Annotated in this window: 24 protein-coding genes and 1 pseudogene; 13 read left to right on the top strand and 12 right to left on the bottom strand. The window is 63.8% G+C overall.

What is annotated here, in order from left to right; genetic code table 11:
- Positions 1-124: 124 nt before the first annotated feature.
- From BGO16_RS09520 to fliL, 5 genes are all read right to left on the bottom strand, one after another.
- Complete coding sequence (locus tag BGO16_RS09520) at positions 125-3850, bottom strand: tetratricopeptide repeat protein (protein ID WP_363091777.1); 3726 nt, start codon at positions 3848-3850, stop codon at positions 125-127.
- A 131-nt stretch (positions 3851-3981) separates the two neighbouring features.
- A complete protein-coding gene (locus BGO16_RS09515; protein ID WP_292618439.1) occupies positions 3982-4812 on the bottom strand; it encodes a flagellar protein FlbB in 831 nt (276 codons plus the stop codon).
- Positions 4809-5243, bottom strand: coding sequence for a DUF6468 domain-containing protein (locus tag BGO16_RS09510; protein WP_292618438.1), 435 nt, complete (start codon positions 5241-5243; stop codon positions 4809-4811). Before BGO16_RS09510 ends, BGO16_RS09515 begins: the two co-directional genes overlap by 4 nt.
- Entirely contained in the window at positions 5240-6445 is a 1206-nt protein-coding gene (gene fliM / locus BGO16_RS09505) for a flagellar motor switch protein FliM (protein WP_292618436.1), read from the bottom strand. The genes BGO16_RS09510 and fliM overlap by 4 nt, the downstream gene beginning before the upstream one ends.
- Before the next feature lie 24 nt (positions 6446-6469).
- Positions 6470-6967, bottom strand: coding sequence for a flagellar basal body-associated protein FliL (gene fliL, locus BGO16_RS09500; protein WP_292618435.1), 498 nt, complete (start codon positions 6965-6967; stop codon positions 6470-6472).
- A gap of 371 nt (positions 6968-7338) precedes the next feature.
- Between fliL and flgF the strand changes: the two genes are divergently transcribed.
- From flgF to BGO16_RS09460, 8 genes and pseudogenes are all read left to right on the top strand, one after another.
- Positions 7339-8106, top strand: a complete 768-nt coding sequence (gene flgF, locus BGO16_RS09495; protein ID WP_292618434.1) for a flagellar basal-body rod protein FlgF — start codon at positions 7339-7341, stop codon at positions 8104-8106.
- A 12-nt stretch (positions 8107-8118) separates the two neighbouring features.
- Entirely contained in the window at positions 8119-8907 is a 789-nt protein-coding gene (flgG, locus tag BGO16_RS09490; RefSeq protein ID WP_292618433.1) for a flagellar basal-body rod protein FlgG, read from the top strand.
- 11 nt (positions 8908-8918) lie between these two features.
- Complete coding sequence (flgA, locus tag BGO16_RS09485) at positions 8919-10025, top strand: flagellar basal body P-ring formation chaperone FlgA (protein ID WP_292618432.1); 1107 nt, start codon at positions 8919-8921, stop codon at positions 10023-10025.
- Between the two features lie 5 nt (positions 10026-10030).
- Positions 10031-10789: a flagellar basal body L-ring protein FlgH gene (gene flgH / locus BGO16_RS09480; RefSeq protein WP_292618431.1), complete on the top strand. Its 759-nt coding sequence runs from the start codon at positions 10031-10033 to the stop codon at positions 10787-10789.
- Between the two features lie 224 nt (positions 10790-11013).
- The gene (locus BGO16_RS09475; protein WP_292618430.1) at positions 11014-11304 is read left to right on the top strand and encodes a hypothetical protein; all 291 of its coding nucleotides are present in this window, start codon (positions 11014-11016) and stop codon (positions 11302-11304) included.
- A 334-nt stretch (positions 11305-11638) separates the two neighbouring features.
- Entirely contained in the window at positions 11639-13513 is a 1875-nt protein-coding gene (locus BGO16_RS09470; RefSeq protein ID WP_292618429.1) for a patatin-like phospholipase family protein, read from the top strand.
- Positions 13514-13708: 195 nt separating this feature from the next.
- Positions 13709-13897, top strand: a pseudogene (locus BGO16_RS09465) (heat-shock protein); the annotation flags it as partial.
- 79 nt (positions 13898-13976) lie between these two features.
- A complete protein-coding gene (locus BGO16_RS09460; protein ID WP_292618428.1) occupies positions 13977-14474 on the top strand; it encodes an Hsp20/alpha crystallin family protein in 498 nt (165 codons plus the stop codon).
- Positions 14475-14709: 235 nt separating this feature from the next.
- Here the strand turns inward: BGO16_RS09460 and dksA are convergent, their stop codons facing one another.
- Positions 14710-15075 carry an RNA polymerase-binding protein DksA gene (gene dksA, locus BGO16_RS09455; protein ID WP_292618427.1) on the bottom strand — a complete coding sequence of 122 codons (366 nt, stop codon included), beginning with the start codon at positions 15073-15075 and terminating at the stop codon, positions 14710-14712.
- Positions 15076-15362: 287 nt separating this feature from the next.
- Positions 15363-15776 (bottom strand): flagellar assembly protein FliX, encoded by a 414-nt coding sequence (locus BGO16_RS09450; protein ID WP_292618426.1) that lies wholly within the window; start codon positions 15774-15776, stop codon positions 15363-15365.
- Between the two features lie 337 nt (positions 15777-16113).
- Between BGO16_RS09450 and BGO16_RS09445 the strand changes: the two genes are divergently transcribed.
- The 4 genes from BGO16_RS09445 to BGO16_RS09430 all read left to right on the top strand — a co-directional run bounded on the left by BGO16_RS09445 (position 16114) and on the right by BGO16_RS09430 (position 18958).
- Positions 16114-17238 (top strand): flagellar basal body P-ring protein FlgI, encoded by a 1125-nt coding sequence (locus BGO16_RS09445; RefSeq protein WP_292618425.1) that lies wholly within the window; start codon positions 16114-16116, stop codon positions 17236-17238.
- Positions 17238-17633 (top strand): flagellar assembly peptidoglycan hydrolase FlgJ, encoded by a 396-nt coding sequence (flgJ, locus tag BGO16_RS09440; protein WP_292618424.1) that lies wholly within the window; start codon positions 17238-17240, stop codon positions 17631-17633. Before BGO16_RS09445 ends, flgJ begins: the two co-directional genes overlap by 1 nt.
- On the top strand, positions 17630-18121 hold the full coding sequence (locus BGO16_RS09435) for a hypothetical protein (RefSeq protein WP_292618423.1): 492 nt from the start codon (positions 17630-17632) through the stop codon (positions 18119-18121). Before flgJ ends, BGO16_RS09435 begins: the two co-directional genes overlap by 4 nt.
- Positions 18122-18592: 471 nt before the next feature.
- Positions 18593-18958, top strand: coding sequence for a hypothetical protein (locus tag BGO16_RS09430; RefSeq protein ID WP_292618422.1), 366 nt, complete (start codon positions 18593-18595; stop codon positions 18956-18958).
- Between the two features lie 9 nt (positions 18959-18967).
- On the opposite strand, the gene BGO16_RS09425 is transcribed toward BGO16_RS09430, so the two are convergent.
- From BGO16_RS09425 to BGO16_RS09410, 4 genes are all read right to left on the bottom strand, one after another.
- Positions 18968-19333, bottom strand: a complete 366-nt coding sequence (locus BGO16_RS09425; protein WP_292618421.1) for a hypothetical protein — start codon at positions 19331-19333, stop codon at positions 18968-18970.
- 28 nt (positions 19334-19361) lie between these two features.
- On the bottom strand, positions 19362-19727 hold the full coding sequence (flaF, locus tag BGO16_RS09420; RefSeq protein ID WP_292618420.1) for a flagellar biosynthesis regulator FlaF: 366 nt from the start codon (positions 19725-19727) through the stop codon (positions 19362-19364).
- Between the two features lie 197 nt (positions 19728-19924).
- Positions 19925-21535: a flagellin gene (locus tag BGO16_RS09415; protein ID WP_292618419.1), complete on the bottom strand. Its 1611-nt coding sequence runs from the start codon at positions 21533-21535 to the stop codon at positions 19925-19927.
- A 383-nt stretch (positions 21536-21918) separates the two neighbouring features.
- Positions 21919-23169: a flagellin gene (locus tag BGO16_RS09410; RefSeq protein ID WP_292618418.1), complete on the bottom strand. Its 1251-nt coding sequence runs from the start codon at positions 23167-23169 to the stop codon at positions 21919-21921.
- A 342-nt stretch (positions 23170-23511) separates the two neighbouring features.
- Between BGO16_RS09410 and flbT the strand changes: the two genes are divergently transcribed.
- Complete coding sequence (gene flbT, locus BGO16_RS09405) at positions 23512-23943, top strand: flagellar biosynthesis repressor FlbT (RefSeq protein ID WP_292618417.1); 432 nt, start codon at positions 23512-23514, stop codon at positions 23941-23943.
- 289 nt (positions 23944-24232) lie between these two features.
- Here flbT and BGO16_RS09400 read toward each other — a convergent pair whose 3' ends face one another.
- Positions 24233-25711 (bottom strand): pyridoxal-dependent decarboxylase, encoded by a 1479-nt coding sequence (locus BGO16_RS09400; protein ID WP_292618416.1) that lies wholly within the window; start codon positions 25709-25711, stop codon positions 24233-24235.
- Between the last annotated feature and the right edge of the window lie 321 nt (positions 25712-26032).

Genomic DNA, 26032 nt, shown 5'->3' with positions numbered 1-26032 from the left:
GCTATGACAAGCGGGCCGATATCTTCCTCTCTACAATCCTCTTGGCCGCTACCCTGACTTGGTGGATCAATTGAGTCTCGACCCTAGGCGGCGACGCGGCCCAGGCCGCAGGCCGCGAGACCCGTCAGCGCGACGCCTCGACGTTCTTCAGTCCTACAATTTGCGGCAGCGCGCCGGTCGGAGAAGAATCTGTCTTCACAGCTTCTGGCGACAGCGGCGGCCGCGCCGTCATGTCGGGAAAGCGCGATTTCATTTCGCGCAGGAAGCCGTCGAGCGTATCGACTTTCGCCGCCATCCTGGCAATTTGTTCGAACTCGGCGCTGTTGTCCGAAGCCGGCTTGCTCGCGGTATCGAAAGCGATCTTGTCGGCGGTGCCACTCATCAGCGGCGCATATTTTTCGCGAAACCGCGCGAGCCCCAGTGCATCCTCGGCGAGCGCATAGCCGATCACGGCGCGGATGATGTCGCTCTTCTCGTTCGCGGTGAGCGGCTTGAAATCGCGCCAGCGGTCGCCGTAATAGAGTTCAATCTGCTCGGATGCATCGCGCCAGCGCCGCGACGCCCAGTAAATATCCGACCGCAGGCGGATCGCCTCGCGCCCGGTGAGATTGGAGATGATGTCGAGGGCGAGATCGCGACGGCCGATGTCGCTCTGCGCGCGCGCTTCCAGCAACAATCGTTGCTGGCGCAATTCGCCGGCGAGATCAGCGATTCGCGTGGTGCGAAGCGCGGCGATCGCCCGGTCCGGCTTGCGGTTCATCAGGTAGACCATCGCAAGCCGCGCGGCGACCTGCGCGCGCGCCGCACCCTCCAGCCGATGATCAACCTGGTATTGCAGGAGATCGGCCGCCTGATCGAGCAGATCGATCCCGACAAGGCGATCAGCGAGGCGGCGGATCATTTCGTCGCCGCGACGGCCGATCGGCGTCAAATCGCGATAGTCGTAGAACATCGCCAGCGCATCGACCGGCGGAAGATCGTCGCCTTTTGCACCGAGGAAGAGCCGGGCGAACAGCGCCGAGGCATCGTCCTGGATCTGGCGCGACACAGCGTAATCCGGCTCCAGCTTGGTGGCGGTCTTCGCAACCGCCAGCGCTTCAGCGTAGCGCCCCGCATCGGTGTAGAGCGCCATCAGCATTTTCAGCGTCTGCACCTCCAGCCGATCGCCGCGCCACGTCGCCGACAGCGTTTCGAGATCGCGCAGCGCCTCCTCCGGCTTGATCTCGTCGCGCTTCTGCCGCAACGCGATGTCGTGGATCTGCGCCTCAGTCGCGGCCTGGCGATCCGGCGAGGCCATCGCCTCCTCGTATTGGGCAAGCGCGTCCTTGTCGCGTCCTAACGCCTCGGACAGCCGTCCGCGCATCACCGTGACGGCGGGCTTCATCTCGTCGGGAACGCCGATGGCGTCGAGATCGCTGCTGCGCGCGGCGGCGCCGGAATAATCGCCGACCTCGAGCGACGCCCGCATCGCTTCGGCGACGATCGGACGCTGCAGCCCGGCCGGCAACGCCGAGATCGCGAACTGGGCGTTCTTGAACTTTTCGCGCGCCTCGGCCCACTTGCGCTGCCGCGCGAGCGCGAGCGCCTTCCAGAGCTGGGAATCGTAGTTGGCGCCGATCGCCGGATTGGCGAGATCGCGCATCGCCGCCGCCGTATAGTTGGTCAGTGAACTCGCCACCGAATGCACGATCAGCAGGACCGGATCTTCCTCTCCGGAATTTTGCTCGGACAGCGCAAGGTCGAGGACAGCCTTGGCTTCATGATAGAAGCCGCGCGCCATGTAGAACCGGGCGAGGTCGATTCGCGCCGCGGTTCGCGCATCGTCGCTATTCGCCGCCACCGTCACGTCGACCAATTCGTCCAGCCGCTGGAAGAAATCCGCGTTGCTGTCCTTCTCCCAGGTCTCGACATCGAAGATCGGCCGCGCCGCGGTCGTCGCGCGCTCGGGAGCGGAGTTGGCCGCCGACAAAGTGAGACCGCCGGGCCGGGTCACCGTAACCTTGTCGGGCGCGACCTCGACGGCGATGTCGTCGGCCTTCGGCTCGATCACCACGCCATGGGTCGATTCGCGCAGCGCGAACTCCACGAATTCCTGGTGCCTGACAAAACCCTGCGCGGGCGGAAGCGCGGTGATGACCATCAGCGCGTTGCCGGAGTCGGGATCGACGATCCGGTGCTGCCTGCCGGTGCCCGCGAGCGGTATGGTGACGCTCGCATGGTTGCGGTCGACGACGTTGCGCTGCGCGGTCAGCGCGCGCGACGGCTTTTGCACGACATCGGCGAACACAACCTCCCAGCGCCGGCCCGGCGCGACCGGCGCGGAGCCGTCGGGCTCACCGGCCGAGATCGAAACCAGTTGCGGACGGGTCAGGCGGATGCGGATCGCCTGTCCGTTCTCCACGGCGCGGCGGTCGATGTCGGTGATAAGCGACCCGCCCTCCTTCCGGATCACGTCGATGTCGACCGGCTTCTCCGAGTCGAATACCAGCCACACCGCATCGGCGCTGCGAAACAGCGCGGCCGGGGTTGGGTGGTCGAAACCGAAGGTCAGCCGAAAGCCGTCGCTGCGCCGTACCGCCGTGAGGGTCACGGCATCGTTCGCGCTTCCCTTCGCCGGTGATGCCGGCGGCGCGGGTTTCGCTGCTGCGACCATTGGCCCCTGCCCGGCGGGACTATTCTCGACGGGCGCCTGTTTTGCCGGCACCGGCTCCGGCACGGCGGCCTTGGCGACCGGCGCCGGCGGCGTTTCGACGGTGACCTGCTTTTCGGCGGCCGGCTTTCCGGACACTGGCTGACTGGACACTGGCTGACTGGACGCGGGCTTTTCGGTCACGACGGGTGCCGCGACGGCTGGCGGGGGCTCGGGTGTTGTCGCAGCCGGAGCCGGTTTGCCGTCAGGTGGAGACGGTCCGACCGTCAGCCCCGCCTGCTTGGCAATCGTCTCCGAGGTCGGCCGCGGAATCCCGGCCGGCTTTCCCGCCTCCGCTTTTGCCGGCTGCGCTTCGGCGAGCGACGCCTGCAGATCTTTGCCGGCCTGTTGGAAGCCGATATCGACGATGTAGTTCTTCTCCTCGCGGAACGAATGCACGTCGACGTCGCCGATCAGTTTTATCTCGATCCGCGAGCCGTCGCTCGCGATCTTCTGTGCGATCGAGGCGACATTGGCGGGCGCCACCAGTCTGACATCCGCCAGATCGAAAGCCAGCGCCGGCTTGAACAGCAGCGAGAGTTTCTGCTCGTTGAGGGCGGATGACACGCCGGCGCCATCCGGAAGTTCGAAAACGTAGCGCACGAAGGTCGGCTGCACCGAAGCCCGCACGCGTACCGGCGGACGCTTCGTCGCCGCTTCAAGGGCGCGCTGTTCGCGCAAGGCGCGCTCGGCGGCGCGGGCGCGTTCCGCGAGGTCGCGAACCACCTCCGGCGGCAGACCCGGCGGTGGCCCCTTCCAGCCATCGGGCATCAGATCGATGAACACGCGCTCGCCCGCGGTCATCGTGTTGACCGAGACCTTGCGCACCAGCGCCAGGCGAATGGCCGAGCCGTCGGGATCGCGGCGCGCCGAGCCGACATAGTCCGGCACCGCCTCCGACAGCCTGTCGACGGGAATATCGACAGGCCGCTTGAAGCGGATCACAAGGATGGTGCCCGCGACCGTCACCTCGGAATCGACGTCCTCGTCGAGCGTGAGCACGAGGCGGGCAAACCCTTTCGCCGCCGCAAAGCTCGCCTCACCCCTGACGGCCTGCGCGCGGCTGGCGTGAGGAAACGCGACGGCAAGCAGAAGCAGCGCGGTCACGATCGGTGGAATGCAGCCGCGCAACAGTCCTCGCGCGCGGACGCGAGCTTGCAACCAACATCCAGCGGCAATCGTCCGCGCCATTCCAGATCGTCTCTCGACTCAAAATCCGTGACCGGGGACTAAAAGTCCGGCGGACCTCAACTCTAGAATTGCGACATTAAGGACTTGTTAAACAACGATTATCAGTTGCGGCTCGGCGGTGTCGGCTTGCCCTCGATCTTCGGAAGATCGGCAGTTGCGGTGATGGCGTCGCCGCCGGAGGCGCGACGCGCCAGCTCGACCGTCAACCGTTCGGCCGCCTCGGGCGACATCTGGCCGAGAATGTCCGACATCTTGCGCGGCGCGATCTTCGAGGCGAGATCGAACAGCACCGACATCTCCAGCCGGTCGAACACCTTGGCGGCGTCCTTGGGCTTCATGTTCTCGTACATCGTCACGAGTCCCTTGAAGCGGGCCGCCTCGGCCTCGTTCTTCTGATCGGTCGCGGTCGCGATCCGCGACTCGATGCCCTTCATCTCCTCGACGCGGCCCTCGATGCGCTTTTCAGCGGATTTCAAAAGGCTCTCGCGAATGTCGATTTCCCGAGCGCGCGCTTCGAGTTCCTGGCGCCGGCTCTGAAGCCGCTCGAGGATCGCGCGCTCGGAGGGCGACACCGATTGCTCGGACTCCGGTATTGTGACAGCGCCCGCCCTCGCCGTTCCCGGCGCGCCGACCGCCGGCTTGGAGTCCTCGTTCTTCGGCTCATTCTTTCCGGCCTCGTCCTTCTTTCCGGCCTCGTCCTTGCCGGCGTCCTCTTTTTTCTTCGCCTCGACCGACCCGGTGACGTCACCGTCATAGGACGTCGCGCCGGGAAAGGTCAGGGTCCCTCGCGCCCAGGACGATCGGGTCGAATCCGGCTGGTCATCGAAGACGTAACCGCCGTCGATCACCAGACCCGCGACCTTAAGCACCGCGAGGCCAAAGATCGCGACCACGACGACGGGGATGACCCGGATGTCCCTGAAAGCGCTCATGCCGCGAGGCCGCTTGCCCTTCTGCGTTCGGAAAATGCCCGCGCCGCGGCTGCGACCGAGCGGGCGTCACTGACCGCAACCTCCGGTTCGGGGGCCGTCGCTGGGCGTGCCGCGAGCGCGATCCTGCTCAGCCGCCGCATGAGCGCATCACCCTCCGCCAGTTGCTTCGCCAATTGTCGCGACAATTCGGTGGCCGAGACAATCTGGTTGCCGAGATTGTCGTTGACATCGCGCACGGTGTGCTTGAGCCCGCCGATGGCGCGCTCCGCGATTTCCGTCGCCGTGATCAGTTCGCCGATGGTCGCCTTCAGCGACTGTTCGTCGGCCCTCAGCCGCTTCAGCCGCTTGTTCAGCAGCATACAATAAGCGATTGTCAGGACGAGAAGAACCGCGACAAGGCTCTCGATCGCTAATCCGAAAGAGTGGTTCATTGGGCCTCCATCATCCTGGTCTGTTCGTCCGCTCTCTCGAACATGGCGAAGGTCGTGTTCGGTTTGCGCAAATGCCTCGATACGCGAATGGCCACGCGGTCGCCGACGCGTCCCATGCGGCCTTCGGTCAGCGTGACGCTGCCGCACCGTACCGCCACCGACGCATCGGGGCGCAGGTCCAGCGGCAGCGTGTCGCCGACCTTCAGCGTCATGAGTTGCTTGAGCGGGATCTCGGCCTCATACAGCACCGCGTCGACGGCGATCTGCGCCTGCGCGATCTCGGTGGCGAGGTGGCTCTCCCAGATCGGATCGCGGCCAAACTTTTCACCCATGAACATCTGCAACAGCACGTTGCGGATCGGCTCGATGGTGGCATAGGGCAGCAGCAGTTCGATGTAGCCGCCGCGGTCTTCCATATCGATGCGCAGGCGGACCAGGATCGCGGCGTTGGCCGGACGGGTAATCGTCGCGAAACGCGGATTGGTTTCGAGCCGGTCGATCGTGAATGACACCGGGGACAGCGGCCGGAACGCCTGTTCGGCATCAGCCAGAACGACCTCGACCAGCCGCTTCACCAGATTGGTCTCGATCGTCGTATAGGGCCGGCCTTCGATCCGGAGCGAAGTCTGGCCGCGACGGCCTCCCAGCAGCACGTCGATCATGGAGTAGATCAGGCTGGAATCGACCATCGCCAGCCCGAAGTTCTCCCACTCCTCCGCCTTGAACACGCTGAGCACCGCCGGCAGGGGAATCGAGTTCATGTAGTCGCCGAAGCGGACCGAGGTGATGCGGTCGAGCGAGACCTCCACGTTGTCGGAGGTGAAATTGCGCAGGGATGTCGTCATCAGCCGCACCAGGCGGTCGAACACGATCTCCAGCATCGGCAGGCGCTCATAAGACACCATCGCCGAGTCGATGATGGCCCGGATGCCGGAATTGTCATCGACGTTGATCTCGCCGACGCTGAAGCCGAGCAGGCTGTCGATTTCCTCCTGCGACAGAACCCGTTCGCCGCCGTTCTTGGCGGTGCCGAAATCGCGGCTGCCGTCGTCGACCATGGCGGCCCACTGCTCCGCCATCGCTTCCGTAAGCTCATTGGCGGCGGCCGACTTCGCGGCCTCCTCGGGATCCTCCGAGCCGAGCGAAGCCTCCCACTGCGCCGCGATCGCATCCTGGTCCAACTGATCGTTATCGCCCGCCATGACCCCGTCCCCGTCCCCGTCCCGTCACTGGATGACGACTTCCTTGAACAGCACCGCATTGACATGACCGGGCGAGATCGCCGTGTTGACCCGCCTGGTCAGTTCTTCCTTCAGGCGAAACAGTCCGGCCGAACCGTTGAGATCGCTGGGGCGCAGCTCCCTCATGTAGGTCTGAAAAAGATCGGTGACCCGCGGCAGCGCCGGCTTGATCTTCTCGACCTGCGGCTCGTCCTTGACTTCAAGAACAACCTTCACCTTGAGGTATTGCACGCGCTCGCCCGGCGCCCCGACCAGGTTGACCAGCATATCGGGGACTTCGACGAAGGCCGGCGGCTTCGGCGGCGGCGCCTCCGCGTGCTGTTCGTCGCCATGACCGTGAAAGAGGAAGAACCAGGCGCCGGCGCCGCCCCCAACGCAAAGCAGCAGGACGGCCGCGACGATCAGGATCAGTTTCTTCTTCCCCGAAGCGGGCGGTGCGTCGCCTTCGGCTGCCGCTTTCTCGGCCTGATCTTTCTCTGCCATCGTCAGTCCGCCCGTTGGAGGGGTTCAGTCCGATGCCGCCGAGCAGGCTAGCGACGCGACACAGACGTCCCCGGCGCATGGCGCGCCCCACAGGCGTTAACACTAGGTTCGCAATGGTTAATGGATCCTTTCTTTTAACCATGCGGTAGGAAGATTTTGCCGGGCCATTATGGTCAACAAGACCTTATTGCCGCCCTGCCCGCGCCCGCTCATTTCCACAACGAATTGAAAAAGCATAATTTTCAGACCTGGCACGGCTTTCGCTACATCCTTCGGCGAACCGCAAGGCTTGGGAGAGCCTGAAGGTTCGACAACGATCCGCCGACGACCTGGGAGGGTCTGGCGCGGATCCCTCGAGGGGAGAACCACTGATGGAGAACACACTCCTCATCGGACTGTCGCGACAGATGATGCTCGAACGGCAGATGGATGTCGTTGCGAACAACGTCGCGAACATCAACACCAACGGATACAAGGCCGACCGCTCGCTGTTCGAGGAATACCTGATGCCGGTCGCCCACGAAGACAATTTCGTCGGCCGCGACCGTCGCCTCAGCTTCGTGGAGGATCGCGCCACCTTCCACGACTTCGCCGGCGGACCGACCGAGCAGACCAAGAGCCCGCTCGATGTCGCCATCGACGGCAAGGCGTTCCTGGTCGTGCAGACGCCGGGCGGCGAACGCTATACCCGCGACGGCGGGTTACAGGTCAATCCACAGGGGCAACTGGTGACGGCCTCCGGCAGTCCGGTGCTCGGCACCAACGGGCCGATCACGTTCCAGCAGACCGACCACGACATCACAATATCCGACGACGGCACCGTGACCGTGATCGAGGGCACCAACAACGCGGCCGACTCGATCCGCGGCAAGCTGCGGCTGGTCTCCTTCGCGCAGGCGCAGAAGCTGCTCAAGGAAGGCTCCAACCTCTACGCCGCGGGCGAAGGCAACATCGCCCAGCCCGACACTACGGCGCGGGTCCGCCAGGGCTTCATCGAACGCTCCAACGTCAGCGCGGTGAGCGAGATGAGCCGCATGGTCGAGGTGTCGCGCGCCTACACGCAGATGGCGACGCTGCTGCAGCAGCAAAGCGATCTGCAGCGATCGGCGATCGAAAAGCTCGCCGACGTTCCGGCATAGGGAAACTGAATCATGCGCGCGCTCTATACCGCAGCGACCGGAATGGCGGCTCAGGAGCTGAACGTTCAGGTCATCTCCAACAACATCGCGAACCTTCGCACCACCGGCTACAAGAAACAGCGGGCCGCGTTTCAGGACCTGATCTACGACCATGTCCGCCGCGTCGGCGCGCAGGCCTCCGATCAAGGCACCATCCTGCCGGTGGGCATCGATCTCGGCGGCGGCGTCAAGACCGTCGGTACGCCACGGCTGATGAGCCAGGGCACGCTGTCCATGACCGGCAACGATCTCGACATCGCCATCCGCGGCGAAGGTTTCTTCAAGATCCAGATGCCGGACGGCACCTATCAATACACCCGTGACGGCACGTTCCAGATGGACAACCAGGGCCGCGTCGTCAACGCGCAGGGCAATCCGGTGCAGCCGACGATCACAATCCCGCAGAACTCGTCGGGCATCACCATCAACGCGCAAGGCCAGGTCTCGGTGACGCTGCCGGGCTCGACGACGCCAACGGTGCTCGGCCAGATCGGCCTGACCCGCTTCGTCAACAAGGCCGGGCTGCAACCGGTCGGCGACAACAACTTCACCGAAACGCCCGCCTCCGGTCCGCCGCAGGACGGCGTCGCCAACATCGACGGCTACGGCGACATGCAGCAGAGCAACCTCGAACAGGCCAACGTCGAGGTGGTCTCCGAAATCTCCGACCTGATCGCCGCGCAGCGCGCCTACGAGATGAACGCCAAGGTCATCAGCGCCGCCGATCAGATGCTGCAGTCCGCAGCCGCGCTGTTCCGCTAGGGAGGCTGACCGTGGCCATCCGCTCGTCTCTCCTCGCCGCCGCTCTAATGGCGGCAGCCGCTCCGGCACTCGCCGCGAACGACGCTCCGCCGCGCATCGCGCTGGCGAGCGCGGCCGCCGTTCCCCTGCCCTTGCTGCGCGCCGACGTCAGGGTCGCGGCGGAGGTGGTGCGCATCGGCGACGTCGTCGACAACGCCGGCGATGCCGCGCAAATCGCGATCTACCGCGCGCCCGATCCCGGCACCACCGGCACCCTGCCGGCAACGCAGGTCCTCGACGTTCTCCGCGCGCATCGGGTGATCGGCGTCGATGCTCACGGCATCCGCAACGTCTCGGTGACGCGGCTGGCGCGCACCCTCGATGCCGACGACATCGAACTGCAAATCGCTGTCGCGCTCGAACACCGCAATGGACTCGGCGACGCAAAAAACCTGTCGCTGACTTTTGATAGGGACCTTCGGACAATCCATCTTGATGCCGCGAACGACGGTGACATCACCCCAGTCGTGACGCGGTTCGACCCGCACAACGGTCGTTTCGACGTCACCCTCGAAGTGGGCAACCGCTCCGGCGTCGCGCCGGCCCGCCTCCGCTTCACCGGCAACGCCGTCGAGACCGTCGAGGCCGCCGTGCTGGCCCGCAACGTCGATCGCAACACGCTGCTGAAATCCTCCGATATTGTGGTGGAGCGCCGTCCCAAGGCCGAGGTCGGCAACGATGCCGCGAACCGCGACCACATCGTCGGGATGCAGATACGTAAGCAGATGCGCGCGGGTCAGGCGCTGCACGGCGCCGACCTGACCAAGCCCGACCTGGTGCAGCGCGACGAGGCGGTGACGCTGATCTACCAGGCCGCGGGCATCTACCTCACCGTGCGCGGCAAGGCGACCGAGGCCGGCACCGAAGGCGACGTCGTCAGCGTCCTCAACCTGCAATCGAAACGCACCGTATCCGGCGTCGTGGTCGGACGCGGCCAGGTGTCGGTTTCTCCCGCCGCGCCGGTCATCCCGCGCAGGCTCGCAAGCGCCGCGCCGGTCGCCGAAGAAGCACCGGCGATGGCCGCCGCCTCTCCCGACTCCACCCGCGACAGCGCGTCTGTATCTCCAGGATCCGAGTAACGTTCATGTTGAAGTCCGCGAACATCAACCGCCTCGCCCTCGCCGGCACGCTGCTGGCCGCCGCCGGCCTTGCCAGCGGGTGTTCGTCAATTGACCGGCTTTCGCAGATCGGCGAGTCACCCAAACTGACCGCGATCGACAATCCGACGACGCAGCCCGGCTACAAGCCGGTGCAGATGCCGATGCCGAAGCCCGAGACCGCGTCCTACAACGCCAACTCGCTGTGGCGGAACGGCTCGCGCGCATTCTTCAGGGATCAGCGCGCCGCTCGCGTCGGCGACCTCCTGACCGTCACCGTGAATTTCACCGACAAGGCGAACATCGCCAACGAGACCCAGCGCAGCCGCAGCAGCAAGGAGGATTCCGGCATCACCGACTTCATCGGCAGCAAGACCATCGGCAATCCGGCAACCGCGATACTGCCGGGCCGCATTTTGACCACGGATTCCACCGCGTCCAGCGACGGCAAGGGCTCGGTGCAGCGCCAGGAGAATTTGCAGACCAGCGTCGCCGCCGTCGTGACGCAGGTGCTGCCGAACGGCAATCTCGTGGTCGAGGGCAAGCAGGAGATTCGCGTCAACTTTGAGATCCGCGAACTGATCGTGGCCGGCATTGTCCGCCCCGAGGATATCCAGAGCGACAACACCATCGACTCCAGCAAGATCGCGCAGGCCCGCATCTCCTATGGCGGACGCGGCCAGATCAGCGACGTGCAACAGCCGCGCTACGGCCAGCAGGTGATGGACGTGCTGCTGCCGTTCTAAACCCGCAGAACTCCCCGCCGTCTCGCAGCATCAGACGCGCGACGGTGACTACGCGGCCTCCGGTGGCTCCCCTGCCGGAGGCCGCGATCGTTCTGGGCGCGGACGCCCACCGGAGTTTTTGCTGGAATCAAAAAATTCATGAAACCGGCCTGCCCGGAGGCATTGGCAATACCTATGTCGATGACATCACGTGCCCATGACGTCGCGCGACGCCGGAGCCTTCCATGTCACTGCTCGTTCGTATCCTCATCATCCTTGCCGTTTCCCTGAGCGCGGTTTCGGACGCGGCGCAGGCGCGCCACCGCAAAGGCCATATCCATATGTATGGACAGATGCCGTCGGCGCCGGGCATAACGCCGGCGCCCTCACCGCGCCTCAACACCAGCGTGGTCAATCAGCCGGGCGTGCCGAACACGTCGCGCCCCGGAACCATCGGCACCGGCGCCGTGCCGAGCGGCCTGAGCGGCGACAGCCCCACCGCGCCGGGATTTCCCGGCAGGGTCGGACGTGACTAGAGCCTTTCCGCTTCTGATGGTATCAGAAGCGAGGCTATGATTTTGATTTGACGCGTTTGCTTCACGCAAACCGGTCCCCCACTTCGCTCGAAAACCCTTCAGGGAATGTAGCTGAAGTTCCATCCGTTCGGCTCCCTCTCGAGCGTCTTCGCTGCGCGCCGTCTGTCGATCACTCTTTGGCGGGGAGAAGAGATAAGCATCATCGTTCGATTACGACAATCAAACCCTATTACGTCACCACGCGCTGTACCCTGCTGCGACAAGAATCCGGTTCAACTGCCGGCATTCTGAATTATGCTCGATCGCATGGAACTCGCGTCAAGGAGTTTGCGGTTTGACGCCGAAACCCGATCCCGATCTTCAGCAACGCGAGACGCTGCTCCAGACCGTGCTTCGCAACTACTTCGGGTCTGGTAACGCCGGGATCCTGCGAACCATTCAGTCCGAGGCCATCTATGTCGATCTCGCCTCCGGCGCGACGCTGCTGCGCCAGGGCGACGTCAGCGACGACGTCTACTTCGTCCTGTCGGGACGGCTGCACGCCTTTTCCGAAACCGAATCCGGCGCGCGGAGAATCCTGGGCGAGATCGGGCGCGGTGAAACCATCGGCGAACTCGCATTGTTCACCCGCGAGCCGCGTTCGGCGACCATCGTGGCGGTGCGCGATACCCTGCTTGTGAAGGTGACGCGCGCGATGATCGAACACGCGATCACGCAGGCCCCCGATATCGAAATGTCGATGATGCGGATCGTGATCCGGCGATTCCGCCGCCAAGAGCGCGAGCGCCAGCCGCCCCTGGTTCCGGTGAACGTCTGCATCCTGCCGATCACGCCGGGGCTGGATGCCGCCGATTTCGCGCGACGTCTGCGCGACGTGCAAACCGCACAAGCGAAGCCGGTGACGGTGGTCAGCGCCAATGAGGTCGCCGAACGCTTCGGCGCTGCCCCCGATCACCCGGTCGGACGGCGTCACGATGCGCTGGCCGATTATATCGACGAGATCGAGGCGCGAAGCCGTGCAGTCTATCTTGCGGCCGACGGTGGGGACACTGCATGGACCCGGTTCTGCCTGCGCCATGCCGACGAGATCCTGCTGCTTGCAGCTGCCGAGCGCGATCCTGGCCTGTCCGAAGTCGAGCGGACCTGCCTGTCGCCCGTTGCCCCGATCTCGATCGCGCGACAGACGCTGATCCTGCTGCACGAAGCGGATGCCAGAATTCCGACCGGCACGGCGCGATGGCTGGATGCGCGGCCGGCTGCGCGGCACTTCCATCTCCGCCCGCAGTCACCCCGCGACATGGCGCGCATCGCCCGCATCATCTCGGGGCGCGGCATCGGACTGGTGCTGTCGGGCGGCGGCGCGCGCGGCTTTGCCCATGTCGGCGTCATCAAGGCACTCGAAGAGGCCGGCATTCCCGTCGACATGCTCGGCGGCAGTTCGATCGGCGCGGTCATGGGTCTGGTGCTCGCGCTCGGCCGCAGCGCGGACGAGGTCGCAGCCGCCGTCCGCAAGGCGTTCCTCGAACATCCAAGGGGCAACGTAACGGGCGACTACAACTTCATCCCCCTCGTCTCGCTGATCAAGGGCGCGCGGACGCGCAGCGCGATGACGCAAGCCGTGAGCGACGCCACCGGCCGTGACGCGATCGACAACGAGGATAGCTGGATCACCTTCTTCACGATGGCGTCGGATTTTTCCATCGGCCGCGAAGCGGTGCTGTCGCGCGGCGACCTCACCCGCAATGTCGGCGCGAGCTATGCGATTCCGGGCGCGTTGCCGCCGGTCTTCGTCGGCGGACACATGATGTATGACGGCAGCACGTTCAACAATTTCCCGGTGGATGTGATGGCCCGGTTCGGCGCCGGCCGCATCATCGGCGTCGACCTCTCGGTCGACCGCGAGCAGGTGTTTGACATCGACTGCATGCCGGGAACGCTCGCGCTGCTGCGCGACAGGCTGAGGCCGCGCGCGAAGCGGCGCTACCGCCTGCCGAGCGTGCCGGAGACGATGCTGCGATCGTCCTTCATCACCTCGGTTTCGAAGCAGAAGGAAATGGGAAAGTTCACCGACCTGCTGTTCCGGCCACGTGTGCCTGACGGCCGCCTGCTGGACTGGAGCCGCTTCGAGGAGATGGTCGCGGCGGGCTACAGCCACGCCAGCGAGGTGCTGGCGGGGTTGACCGACGCACAGCGCAGGATGTTCCGATAGATCCGATTCAGATCGGGCGCCGCGACACTGGAGAACATCCCGCCTCCGGCTGGGGGATTCCAGTTTCTTGGCGCCGGGCGAACCGCGACGCCGCAGAAAATTTTTTATCCGTCGCCCTCTTGAAACAGGTTTTGGTTTTTCTAAGTCGTTTTCACCGCTGTGGCGGTGTGCCGGACGCCTTGACGCACGGGCCCGGCCGCGCGTCCGTTCCGGCGCGTCTTCAACCTGGCCGATTACGTGCAGGTGAAGGAGGCTTCGTTCCGCGACGGCTTGCTGGTCATCGATCTCCTTCGCGAGGTGACCGAAGCAATGAAGCCGCGCAGGATCAACATCGCCACCGGAGCGTTTCCCTTATCGCAGATCGAGCAGAAGAAAGCGGCCTGACGCCCGATCGAGGTTCAGCGGAACGTGGCCACGCAGAAGCGGTCCGCGTTCCCATTCCACATGAGGAAGGAGAAAAACCATGGCAATCCGTGACATTATTCCCTGGTCGAGAAGTCAGGAGCTTGCCTCGCCACGCGGCAGCTTCGACCCGTTCCTGACATTGCATCGCGAGATGAACCGCCTGTTCGACGACGTCTTTCACGGCTTCGAGTCCGGTCAGACCCCGCTCTTGGAAGGGCGTTTCGGCTGGCCCAAGATCGAGTTCAGCGACACGGACAAAACGCTGACGGTCTCGGCCGAACTGCCGGGCATGACGGAGAAGGACGTGCAGATCGAAATCGCCAACGGCGTGCTGACCATTCGCGGCGAGAAGAAGAGCGAGCACAAAGAGGATAAAGACGGAGGCAAGTACTTCACGGAGCGATACTACGGTTCCTTCGAGCGGCAGGTCCCGCTCGATAATGTCGATGAGGACAAGGCCGAGGCTTCTTTCAAGAACGGGGTCCTGACCGTCTCGCTGCCGAAGTCCGAAAACGCGCGCGCAGGCGTCAAGCGCATTGCGATCAACAATCAATGACGATTACGGGCGGCGGTCCGCTCCGCCGCCTGAACATCCTGGAAAAGTTCGACTGATATTTAAGCTGGTATTTAAGCTGGCCATTCTGACGGTGGTGCCGACAGGAATGCAGCCGTGACCCGAGCCATTCCCTTGTCGTGCCGTTCCTGAAGCTATTCCAGCTTTGATCGCATCAAAACCGGGCTTCAGCCTGTTTTCAGGCTTCCGGGATCAAGTCCGACGCACCCCCTGGGCCCTACTCGTCCCGATAAATCTTTTCGCGCTTCTCATGGCGCTCTTGCGCCTCGACCGAGAGCGTCGCGATCGGTCGCGCCTCGAGCCGTTTCAGCGAAATCGGCTCGCCGGTTTCCTCGCAATAGCCGTAGGTGTTGTCCTCGATCCGCTGCAAGGCGGCGTCGATCTTGGAAATCAGCTTGCGCTGCCGGTCACGGGCCCGCAGTTCGATGGCCCGGTCGGTTTCCGACGACGCGCGATCGGCAAGGTCGGGATGATTGACGTTCTCTTCCTGAAGCGTCTGCAGCGTAACCTTCGATTCACGGAGAATCTCGTCCTTCCATGCCAGCAGCTTGGCGCGGAAATACTCGCGCTGGCGCTCGTTCATGAACGGCTCTTTGTCGGATGGCCTGTAATTTTTCAGCTTTTCCAAATGCATTCCATAGTCGTGCAATGTGCCGGACGACTCGGCGGCGGCCAGACGACCCGGCTGCGGCCGAGCTTATATAGCGGCCCTTTGTGACAGACAATATCGCCACGTCGAAAGACAGTCGCTCCTGAAAAGGAATCCCGGCCTTTTATAACCATCCTACATCTGAAGCCGGCGCAGGTCTGGAACCGGAACCTGCGGGGAACCAACTGCGGTATTGCTGTTACCTCCAAACATTGCCGCTCTCAGCTCTGGCCGGCCTTTGCGAGTTCGACCTCGACGCGCAGTTCGATCTCCGACAATACCGCGTCGAGACCCGCGTCGCCCGAGGATGATTTCAGATCGACGGCGGCAGCGCGCAGCCGCGTCACTGTCGAAGGATCAAAATTACCGGATAAAAGCGCGATCTTGAGATCGTCGAGGATGTCGAGCGCGCTCCTGCCCCGCTGAACCGAACGCTTGCGCCGCTCCGCCGGATCCTCCTCGACGCCCTGCAAGGCCAGCAGCGCGTCAATGGTTGTGGCAGGTTTGGGCGCCGTGGCGGGCCGGTTTTCCGTGGTCGCGGTCGAGTCCGGCAAGGAAAATTCGCTGCCGCCGCTCCGCCGCGCGGTCGTGCCTTGTGTCGATGGCGTCGTTCCGTTCGGTCCATAAATTCGCATGGCGCGCTCACAGAGTTGTGATGGTAACGAATGGCTTTGAGCCGGCGCGCGAAAGCCTGACTGCCGCCGGACGCAGTGTCACGCCACAAATCACGCCGACGGCGGAACCGTGGACCGTTATGGTTAACGAAGCATGAACACCCGGCAGAAACTGCCGATGACGGCAACTTCGCCACCGCCTTCCCTTTGCGCACTCCCGTCCCGCGGCGCCGATCACCTAACGATATCAGTATTATAGAGACCAGCGGCGCGGTGGCACGGACTTCGCATGGTTAACTGCGGATGGTGGCCATGGGAGTGGCGGCCAGCCGCACCGAACCCTCAGCGGGAGCAGAGGATGCCTGGCGTCAGTATTTCGGGGATTGTCCGGGTCGTCATCGCGGCGTTTGTCGCGCTGGCGCCGCTGGGGGCGCCTGCACATGCGACCTCGCGGGTGAAGGATCTCGCGAACATCGAAGGCGTGCGACAGAACCAGTTGATCGGCTACGGCCTCGTGGTCGGCCTCAACGGTACCGGCGACACCCTCAACAATATTCCCTTCACCAAGCAGTCGCTGCAGGCGATGCTGGAGCGCATGGGCGTCAATATCCGCGGCGCCACCATCCGCACCGGCAACGTCGCCGCCGTGATGGTGACCGGCAACCTGCCGGCCTTCGCCACCCAGGGCACGCGGATGGACGTCACCGTCTCCGCGCTCGGCGACGCCAAGAGCCTGCAAGGTGGCACGCTCCTGGTGACCCCGCTGTTGGGCGCCGACGGCAATGTCTATGCGGTAGCACAGGGCTCGCTCGCCATCGGCGGCTTTCAGGCCGAAGGCGCAGCCGCAAGCGTCACGCGCGGCGTGCCGACCAACGGCCGCATCGTCAACGGCGCCATCATCGAGCGCGAGATCGAATTTGCATTGAACCGCCTGCCCAACGTTCGCCTCGCGCTGCGCAATGCCGACTTCACTACCGCCAAACGCATCGCCGCCGCGGTCAACGATTTTCTCGGCACCAAGACCGCGGAGCCGATCGATCCTTCCACCGTGCAATTGTCGCTTCCGAAAGAGTTCAAGGGCAACGTGGTGGCGCTGTTGACCGAGATCGAGCAGTTGCAGGTCGAGCCCGACGTCGTGGCCAAGATCGTCATCGACGAGCGCTCCGGCATCATCGTGATGGGACGCGACGTCCGCGTCGCCACCGTTGCCGTTGCACAAGGCAACCTCACCGTGTCGATCTCCGAAACTCCGCAGGTCAGCCAGCCGAATCCGCTGGCGCGCGGACGCACGGTGGTGACGCCGCGCAGCTCCGTCAGCGTTAGCGAGGACGGCAAGAAACTCGCCCTGGTCAAGAACGGCGTTTCGCTTCAGGAACTGGTCGACGGCCTCAACGGACTCGGCATCGGTCCGCGCGACCTGATCGGCATTTTGCAGGCTATCAAGGCCGCCGGCGCGATCGAAGCCGATATCGAGGTGATGTGATGGACACCCACACTGCCGGCAGCCTGATCGCAAGCGCCTATCACAGCATGCCGCGCAAGGCGATGATGCCGATGCTGAACGGCCGCCCTGACCCGCAGCTCCAGCAAGCGCTGGAAAAAGTTTCCCCGCAGGCCATTCAAAAGGCGACGGCGACCTCGCAGGATTTCGAGGCGATGTTCCTCAATTCGATGTTCTCGCAGATGACCGCCGGCCTGAAGGGCGAAGGTCCGTTCGGCGACACGCCGGGCACCGGAGTGTGGCGCTCGATGCTGACCGAGCAGTACTCCAGATCATTCGCCAAGGCCGGCGGCGTCGGCGTGTCCGACGCCGTCTTCCGCACGCTCATCATGCAACAGGCGAGCCAGACCATGCCGGCGCCGAAGGAGGTTCCATGACGCCGAGATCCCGGGAACCGCAGGCGTCGCCTGCTCCGCCGCCCGTCACGACCCCGGCCGACGCCCGTAGGCTTGCCGACAGCATGCTCGACACCATGAATGCGCTGCTCGCCGTCATCGAGCGCGAAACGGAACTGGTGCGCGCCGGCAAGATTCGCGAGGGCATGTCGCTCGAAAAGCAGAAGAGCGAGTTGTCGCGCCGCTATGCCGGCGCCATCAATCATTTCAAGAACAGCAAAACCTATATGACGCAATCGACACCGGAACTGCTCGCTGCCCTGCAACGCCATCACGATGTGTTCCGCGCGATGCTGCAGGTGAACCTGACAGTGCTGGCGACCGCGCATGCGGTGTCCGAAGGCATCGTGCGTGGCGTCAACGCCGAGGCGCAGCGCCGCTCCGTGCCGCAGACCTATACAGCCAGCGGACAGCGCAGCGCGCCGCCGCGCCAGCACACCAGTCCGATCGCGGTCAGCCGCTCGCTGTAGAGAGATTCAAGCTCGCATTGAGTAGCGGCGACCGACTCGTCCCCCTCTCACGCTTGCGGAAGAGGTCGACCGACGAAGTCGGTTTGGCGTAGAGACCTGAAGTGCCCTTGCCTCAAGCGGCAGAGGAAAGCGCGCGCCAGAGTCTGCTGCAACTGCGATCAATCAGACTAGTTGCTTTTTTTTGTTCGAGCATGATCTTTTCCGAAGACCGGTTTCCACTTCTCGGGATCACGCTCTATTGCGCAGCCAACGTCTTCACCAAAATTGAAAATGCTCTGTACGCGGCTTCGGGAATGACGACGCGTGCTGCGCCCTGCCCGCGCGCTATCGAATTCGGTTTGATTCAAATTGCCGGATTTGCATCAGCAAACCATCGACCATGTTCTCTAACGCGGCGTTGAGACATGGACGCTAGCCTTGCTATCAAAGGGGGACGGGATTTGACTCGAGGGGAGCCCTGAGGAGGCGACCATGGGTACGGATTTTAGTATCAAGCCGATCGGCGCGCCTGTCGCCGCGGCTGCTGTTCAGCCGGCGTCCAGCGCATCTGTCGATGCGGTGGCGACTCAGCTTCCGCCGAGCCAGAGCGTCACGGCGGTAGAGGTGAGCGCGCGCGTGCGTAACGAGCCGCATGCCTCAAGCGATACGCTGTCGCGTCAGGTGATCGTCGATCGCGATGCCGCCTCGATGGTCTATCAGGTCGTCGACAACCGGACGAGTCTGGTCGTGAAGCAATTCCCCGACGAGGCGATGCTGCGGCGGCGCGCCTATTTCCGCGCGCTCGATATGGTGAATGCAGAGCGCGGACAGCCCATCGTAACCGACCGGCGAGCGTAGCCTCGAAGATCAGTTCTGGTGAACATAAGCCTTCTCCAGCGTGCTCGCGCCTGTCGCCGGATCGCTCATGACCGTGCTGACCTGCGCTGTGCCAGCTTTTGTGAGCACGAATTTTGAATCGCCGACCCGGAACGAGTTGTTCTTGATCAGAACGTCCTGATACTTGATCGTGGTGCCATACTGATACTTGGCCTTGGCGCGGAAACCGTTGACGTTCGAAATCGTCACCGAGAACGGCTTCTGGTTGGCGTATTTACCGCTCCAGGTGCCCTCGAAAGCCTCAGGATCGACGTCCACATACTTGCCGGTGGTCAGATTGACGTTCTGTCCTACCGTCGTGTAGTTCGCAGCCAGGATGCTCAAGACATCAGCCATGATCCGGCTCTTTCGATAACGCCCGGCGTCACGCCCGCCCGGACAGACCGGCTGCGAGATTGCAGTTGATGTCGATCAGCGGCTTCAACTTCGCGGGGTCCGGATTGACCTGCATGTCCACCGTCTGCTTCATCACGAAGACGCCGATATTGGCGATGTTCTGACGAACCTCCAGCGGTTGCTGGTTGTTGTCGCTGTCCGCCGCGCTCATGAAGATCGACCACAGGCGGCGGTTGAACAGCAGCGCGTTGTGCATGTTCTTGTCCGGCCCATTCCAGTTGTCGTGGATCTCCTGGAGCTGTCGCGCCGCTTTGAGTAGTGCCTGAGCTTCGATTTCGCGGGGAGAAGACGAGGCCTGAGCCGTCCGGGCGTAGGCTTGAGCAGCATTCGACATTCAAAACCTCGGGGAAAACAGCGGGCGCGCGGACTTCGGCGCTGCTGATATCTCTACCAGAGCCGCCTTTAAAATAAGTTACCCGGTGTTTTCACATGCGTCTAAAAAATGGCAGGTGGATGCTTCCTCCCTTTGTTACCTTCGCGACGGGCGCCACGCCGTCTTGTCGTCCCTTGCGGCTGCCGCGCTCTCCGCGGTCAGCGCAGCAATTGCAATACGCTCTGCTGCGACTGGTTCGCCAGCGCCAGCGCGGACACCGCGATCGACTGCCGGGTCGCCAGCGCCTGACTGTTCGCCGCTTCCTCGTTAGTGTCGGCGAGCGTCAGGTTCGACGATCCGGTCTGCAGCACGTTGATCAGGTTCTTCGAGAAGTCCTGGCGGATCTGCACGATCGACAGGTTGGAGCCGAGCGTCGAGGCCTGCGTGCGCAGCATGTTCGAAGCCTTGTCGAGGCTCGCGATCACGTTGTTGGCCGAGCCGTTGTCCAGGAAATCGGCGCCTACCATCAGGGGCGACAGTCCGAGACCGGCTGCATTGGAGTTGGTGCCGTTGATGGTAAGCACAGACTTTCCGGTTTCGTTGAAGATCAGCTTGAGCTGGTCGCCGTTGAGAAGGTTGATGCCGTTGAACGATGAGTCCGCCGCCGTCGTGTTGATCTGCTCAATAATGTTATTGTACTGATTGACGAGACCCGCGCGCGACGCCTGGACCCCGGGGTCCAGAACAGGCGCGGTGGCGACGAGGCCGTTGAAGGCATAGCCGGCGGCGGCCGCGGTCCCGCCGATCGCGCCGATGGTCGCGGCGGCGGCCTCGTTGCTGGTCGAGATCGTGATGACGCCCGCCGCATTCATCGTGGCCTGAAGATGGTTGGTCGCGAGCTGCGCGTTCAGGTCGTTCAGCGTCTTGACCGTCCCGTTGGTGCCGTCGCCGAACGTAATGCTGGTCGCCACGCCGCCACCGGTTGAACCAATCGTCAACGTCTTGCCGTCGAGGTTCCCCGCACCGCCGCCGCGCGCCGTCGTCCCCGCGGCCAGGCCGAGCTTTGCGAGCACGCCTGCCGGCGTGGAGTCCGTCAGCGTCAGATCCTGCGCGGTGCCGGTGTTGAGCGCTATGCCGCCGCTGCCGTCGACCGACGATGCCGTCACGGTATTGCCGTGCAGCGTATCGATCACGCCCAACAGCGCGCTCAGCGTCTGGTCGATGCCGATGGTGACGTTGCCGGAAGCGTCCGTGGTCGCCGCGCCGGAGGCGGCAAACGTGATGGTCTTGCCATTGACGGAAAAGCTGTCGCCCGCCACCGGGCCGGTCGGCGTCGCGACCGCGCCGTCGGTCAATGCGCTGATCAGCGTCGCGCCGGTTGCGAGAGCGCCCGAGGTGCCGGTCTTCAGGGCGGCACCGGGCGTCGCCGCGGCATTCGAAAATGCCGCCGTGCCTCGCAGGTCCAGCGCGGTGGCACCCGTCACGGGAAGGCTCTCGACCGACGATTTCTGCGAATAGCCGATCTGGGATTGCAGAACCTGATTGGCAACCGACTTCGCCGCATCCACCAGCTTCTGCAGTGAGGTCAGGCCGGTATTGGCGGCCTGCAGCACCTGCACCCCGTTGCCGATGCCGTCAAGCAGGTTGTTGATGTCGTTGGCGCGGTTATCGAGCGCTGCGGCGGTGAAAAAATTGGTCGGGTTGTCGAGCGCCGTGTTCACCTTCCTGCCGGTGGAGAGACGGTTCTGCGTTCTCGCCAGCAGGTCGGCGGTTGACTGCAGCGAGAGCAGATTCTGGCGAACGGATGCCGAAAGGACGATGTCGGTCATGTCTGGCCTTTCCATACCGTGGACGGTCGCCGACAGGCGGCGAAAGCCGGTTCTGGCCGGAAAGGTGAACGAGACGTTTTAATTTATGGTTAACCGGAGATTAATCCGCAGGTTGCCGCGTCCCTCGCCTCGGCTCGCGGCATCCTGATAGAGCATCTGAATCCAAGCGATAAAACGGCAAGGATCCAAAGGGTTTAGCGTAGTGAGCCAAACCGCGGAGCACGGACATGCAAATCGCATCTCGCAAAGCTTCCAGCCCGCTTTCTCAATGGGTTGCCGGACGCTGCTGACACTCCGGCTCAGGATGATGTTTGGCTCGCCCGCACAAAAAAAAAACGGGGGGGTTTCCCCCGCCGTTTCCGTCGTCTGATGAGGTTGCTGGATCAGCGGAGCAGCTGCAGCACGCTCTGCTGCGACTGGTTCGCCAGCGCCAGCGCGGACACCGCGATCGACTGGCGGGTGGCCAGCGCCTGGCTGTTCGCCGCTTCCTCGTTGGTATCGGCAAGCGTCAGATTAGCCGAGCCGGTCTGCAGCACGTTGATCAGGTTCTTCGAGAAGTCCTGACGGATCTGCACCACCGACAGGTTGGAGCCGAACGCCGACGCCTGCGAGCGCAGTGTGCTGGAGGCGTTGTTCAGCTTGTCGAGGATGGTGTTGGCGTTGGCGTTGTCGAGGAAGTCGGTGCCGGCGGTGAGCGACGCTAGCCCGAGCCCCGCGGGGTCGAACACCACGCCTTCGATGGTCAAGGTGGACTTGCCGGTCTCGTTGAACACCAGCTTGAGCTGATCGCCGTTGAGCAGGTTGACGCCGTTGAACGAAGCGTCCTGCGCCGTCGTCTTGATCTGCTCGACCACCTTGTTGTACTGCGCGATCAGGCCTGCGCGGGTGTTCTGCGAGTTGACGTCAGCGACGGGCGTTCCCTTGGTGACATCGACCGTGCCGCCGGTCGCAGTAAAGCCGATCGTATTGTCGGCGCTGGCGGCCGCGACCGACTGCGAAGCATGGTCGTTGGTAGACGTAAAGGTGAGAGTCTTACCGTCGGTCAGCGACGCAACGACACTGACTCCCGCGTCCGACAATGCCTTGTTCAGATCGGCTAGGCTCTTGACCGTGGCTGTGCCGGCAGCCGGATCATACGCAACGGCGGTCCCGCCGATCGTGATTGCGGCCGTGCTGCCATCGGTCTTGGTGAAGGTCATGACGGCGCCGTCAAGCAGGCTCGGCGTTGTGGCCCCACCGGTCAGATCATCGATGGTCGAAGTTGCCGCGGCTCCAGTGGCAGCCGAAGTCCCGACGATCGTCGCAGTGGCCTTGGTGGTGTAGCCCGACGGCGTCTGCAACGCCTGGTTGGCGATCGACTTCGCGGTATCGACCAGCTTTTGCAGCGAGGTGATGCCGGTGTTAGCGGCCTGCAGCACCTGCACGCCGTTGCCGATCGAGTCGAGCAGGTTGTTGATATCGTTGGCGCGGGAGTCGAGGCCCGCGGCGGTGAAGAAATTGGTCGGATTGTCGAGCGCCGAGTTGACCTTCTTGCCGGTGGCAAGGCGGGTCTGGGTCGTCGAGAGCAGATCGGCGGTGGACTGGAGGGAGAGCAGATTCTGGCGAACCGATGCGGAGAGAACGATATCGGACATCTTTCATACCTTTCTGGTGTGAATACACTGACGCTCATAACGCCGAAGTTATTCCTTCGGACGAGGCGCAACAGTGATGTGAAGACTCTAAGAAAGCATGAAACGGATCGTGGACTCGCACGCATGGGCCCGGCCCGAATTACGACGTTGCGGCCGTGGCTTAGAAGGATTTGACGGCAAAGATCGCGGGTGCCGTTTACCAATCGTTAACCTCGATGGGAAAGGATCGCGGCAAGAGCGTACCGCGACGCTCGCAGCGGGCCGCGTCCGCCCGCCACATTTTGCGCGGCGAACGACGCTACCATCCGTTCCGAGCACGCCCCATTTCGCAGGACAACCACCATGGCGCTGAAAGTCGAACTGAAGCCGCATGAACGCATCATCATCGGCGCCTGCGTCGTCACCAACACCGATCAGCGCGCGCGGCTGCTGATCGAGGGCGAAAAGATTCCGATCCTTCGCGAGAAGGACATCCTGACGCCCGAGACGGCGGATACGCCGGCCAAGCTGATCTACCTCGCGGTTCAGCTGATGTACCTGTCGCCGGAGCCGCAGATCAACCACGGCACCTATTTCAGCCTGTTGCGTGATGTCATCACGACGATGCCGGGCGCGTGGCCGATCATCGAAGGCATCAACAACGACATCCTCAACGGCGACCTCTACAAGGCGCTGAAGGAAGTCAAAAAGCTGATCGCCTACGAAAAGAAGCTGATGGAGATGAGTGAGGCCACGGCGGTCCGCACGGAGGCGAGGCAGAAGCGCTCGGCCTGATATCGCGCGCTGCAAAATATTCAGCCGTCATGTCCGCGATCGTCGCGGGCACCCACGCCTTAAAACTCCTGCGAGTTCGGACGTGGATGGCCGGTCCCATAGGCGAGCGAAGCGACGCCGTTCTTCGAACGGCTATAGGCGAGCGAAGCGACGCCGTTCTTCGAACGGCTATGGGCGAGCGAAGCGACGCCGTTCTTCGAACGGCTATAGGCGAGCGAAGCGACGCCGTTCTTCGAACGGCTATGGGCGAGCGAAGCGACGCCGTTCTTCGAACGGCTATGGGCGAGCCTCAGCTTCCGGATACGCGAGCTTCGGTTTCGCGCGCGCCGAATTCAAGCACCGCCGTCACCAGGGCGTCGATATCGCGCATTCCCGTGCGATGGTTGACGATCGCCGCACGGATCGCCAGCCGGCCGTCGAGCGTGGTGGTGGACGGCGCCGCTAAACCTGACTCGTGCAGCGATGCGACGATCTCCGCGTTGACCCGGTCGGCGTCATTGGCGCGATAGCGGAAACACACGATGTTGAGTTGCACCGGCGCGAGCAATTCGAGCTTCGGCTCGGCGGCGATCTTCGTTTCCAGATAGCGCGCCAGCGCGCAGGTGCGGGCGATCATCTCGCCAAGCTTTTCAGTGCCGTAGGCCTTCAATGTGAACCAAGTCTTCAGCGCGCGGAAGCCGCGCGACATGTCGGGTCCGTAATCGCAGGGCCAGGGCGAACCGGCCGCAAGGCCCCGCGTCTCCCGGCGCAGATAGGCCGCCGGCGCCGCAAACGTCCGGCGGTGCTGCTCGCCGTCGCGAACGAGGAGAAAGCCAGCGTCATAAGGTACTTGTCCCCATTTGTGAAAGTCGAAAGCGATGGAGTCGGCGCTTTCGAGCCCGGCCAGCCGCGGCGCAATCTCCGGCGACAGCACGCCAAGCGCGCCGTATGCGCCGTCGACATGCAGCCACAGACTCTCCGCGCGACACAGCGCATGCAGCGCCGCCAGATCATCGATCGCGCCGACGTCGACCGTCCCGGCCGAGCCAATCACCAGAAACGGCGCAAGGCCTGCCGCGCGATCGGCCCTGACCTGCGCGCGCAGCGCATCGATCCCGATGCGATGGCGCCGATCGACAGGAATTCGCCGCAGCGCGTCGGTGCCGAATCCGGCGAGGTCCATGGCCTGCGCGACGCAGCCATGCGTCACAACCGACGTATAAGCGGTGAGACCGCCACCGCGGTCAGGCAGTCCCCGCTCGCGCACCGAGGGTCCGAGCCGTGCCGAGCGCGCCACCAGGATCCCCATCAGGTTCGCCATCGACGTTCCCGTGACGAAGATGCCGCTCGCCGTGTCGGGAAATCCGAACAGCTGCCGCATCCACAGAACGATCTGGCGCTCGACCTCGACCGGAATGTGATCGCGGCCGCCGAGATTGGCGTTCAGGCCCGCAGCCAGCATTTCGGCAAGCATTCCAACAGCGGTGCCTCCCCCGTTCACCCATCCCATGAAGCCGGGGTGAATATTGCCGGGGGCGTAGGGCGCGATGTAGTCGGAAAATTCCCGATAGATTTCGTCGAGATCGCCGCGTGCCCGCGGCAACTCCTCGCGAAAACGCGCGCGCACGTCCGCGGGAATCGGCCGCCACACCGGGCGCTCGCGAACGCCGGCGATGTAATCGAACATATCGTCGAGCATCCGGTGCCCCTGCGCACGCAGTGCGTCCCAGTCGTCCGGATCGAGCGTCTCGCCGGCGTCCGGTGTCGTGTCGGGCCGCGTCTTGGTCATGTCGAGAACGTCCGACGGCTGCACGCGCGCGGCTGCGGCACGCCTTCGAGCGCGCCGCGCCTCACCCACGACGCAGCGCGGCGACGGGGCGCGCACGAAATTTCGAAACTGAGCATGAAATGGTCTTCCTCGCCGCACGCGGCGATCGCCGGCGTCCCGCATCCCGGCCGGCTGATGGATATGGTTGGCGGTATCCTGCCCCGCCAGCCCGAGAGCCAGGCGCGAGAACGCAGCCGAATTCCCCGCTCATCGCGGGCGAACCCTGATTAGCGTAACGCAGCCGGTTTTGGAACGATTATTGGCGGCCCGTCGCGACCGGGC

The sequence above is a fragment of the Nitrobacter sp. 62-23 genome (genome assembly GCF_001897285.1).
Taxonomy (GTDB): domain Bacteria; phylum Pseudomonadota; class Alphaproteobacteria; order Rhizobiales; family Xanthobacteraceae; genus Nitrobacter.
This window is presented reverse-complemented; position numbering and strand designations above follow the sequence as displayed.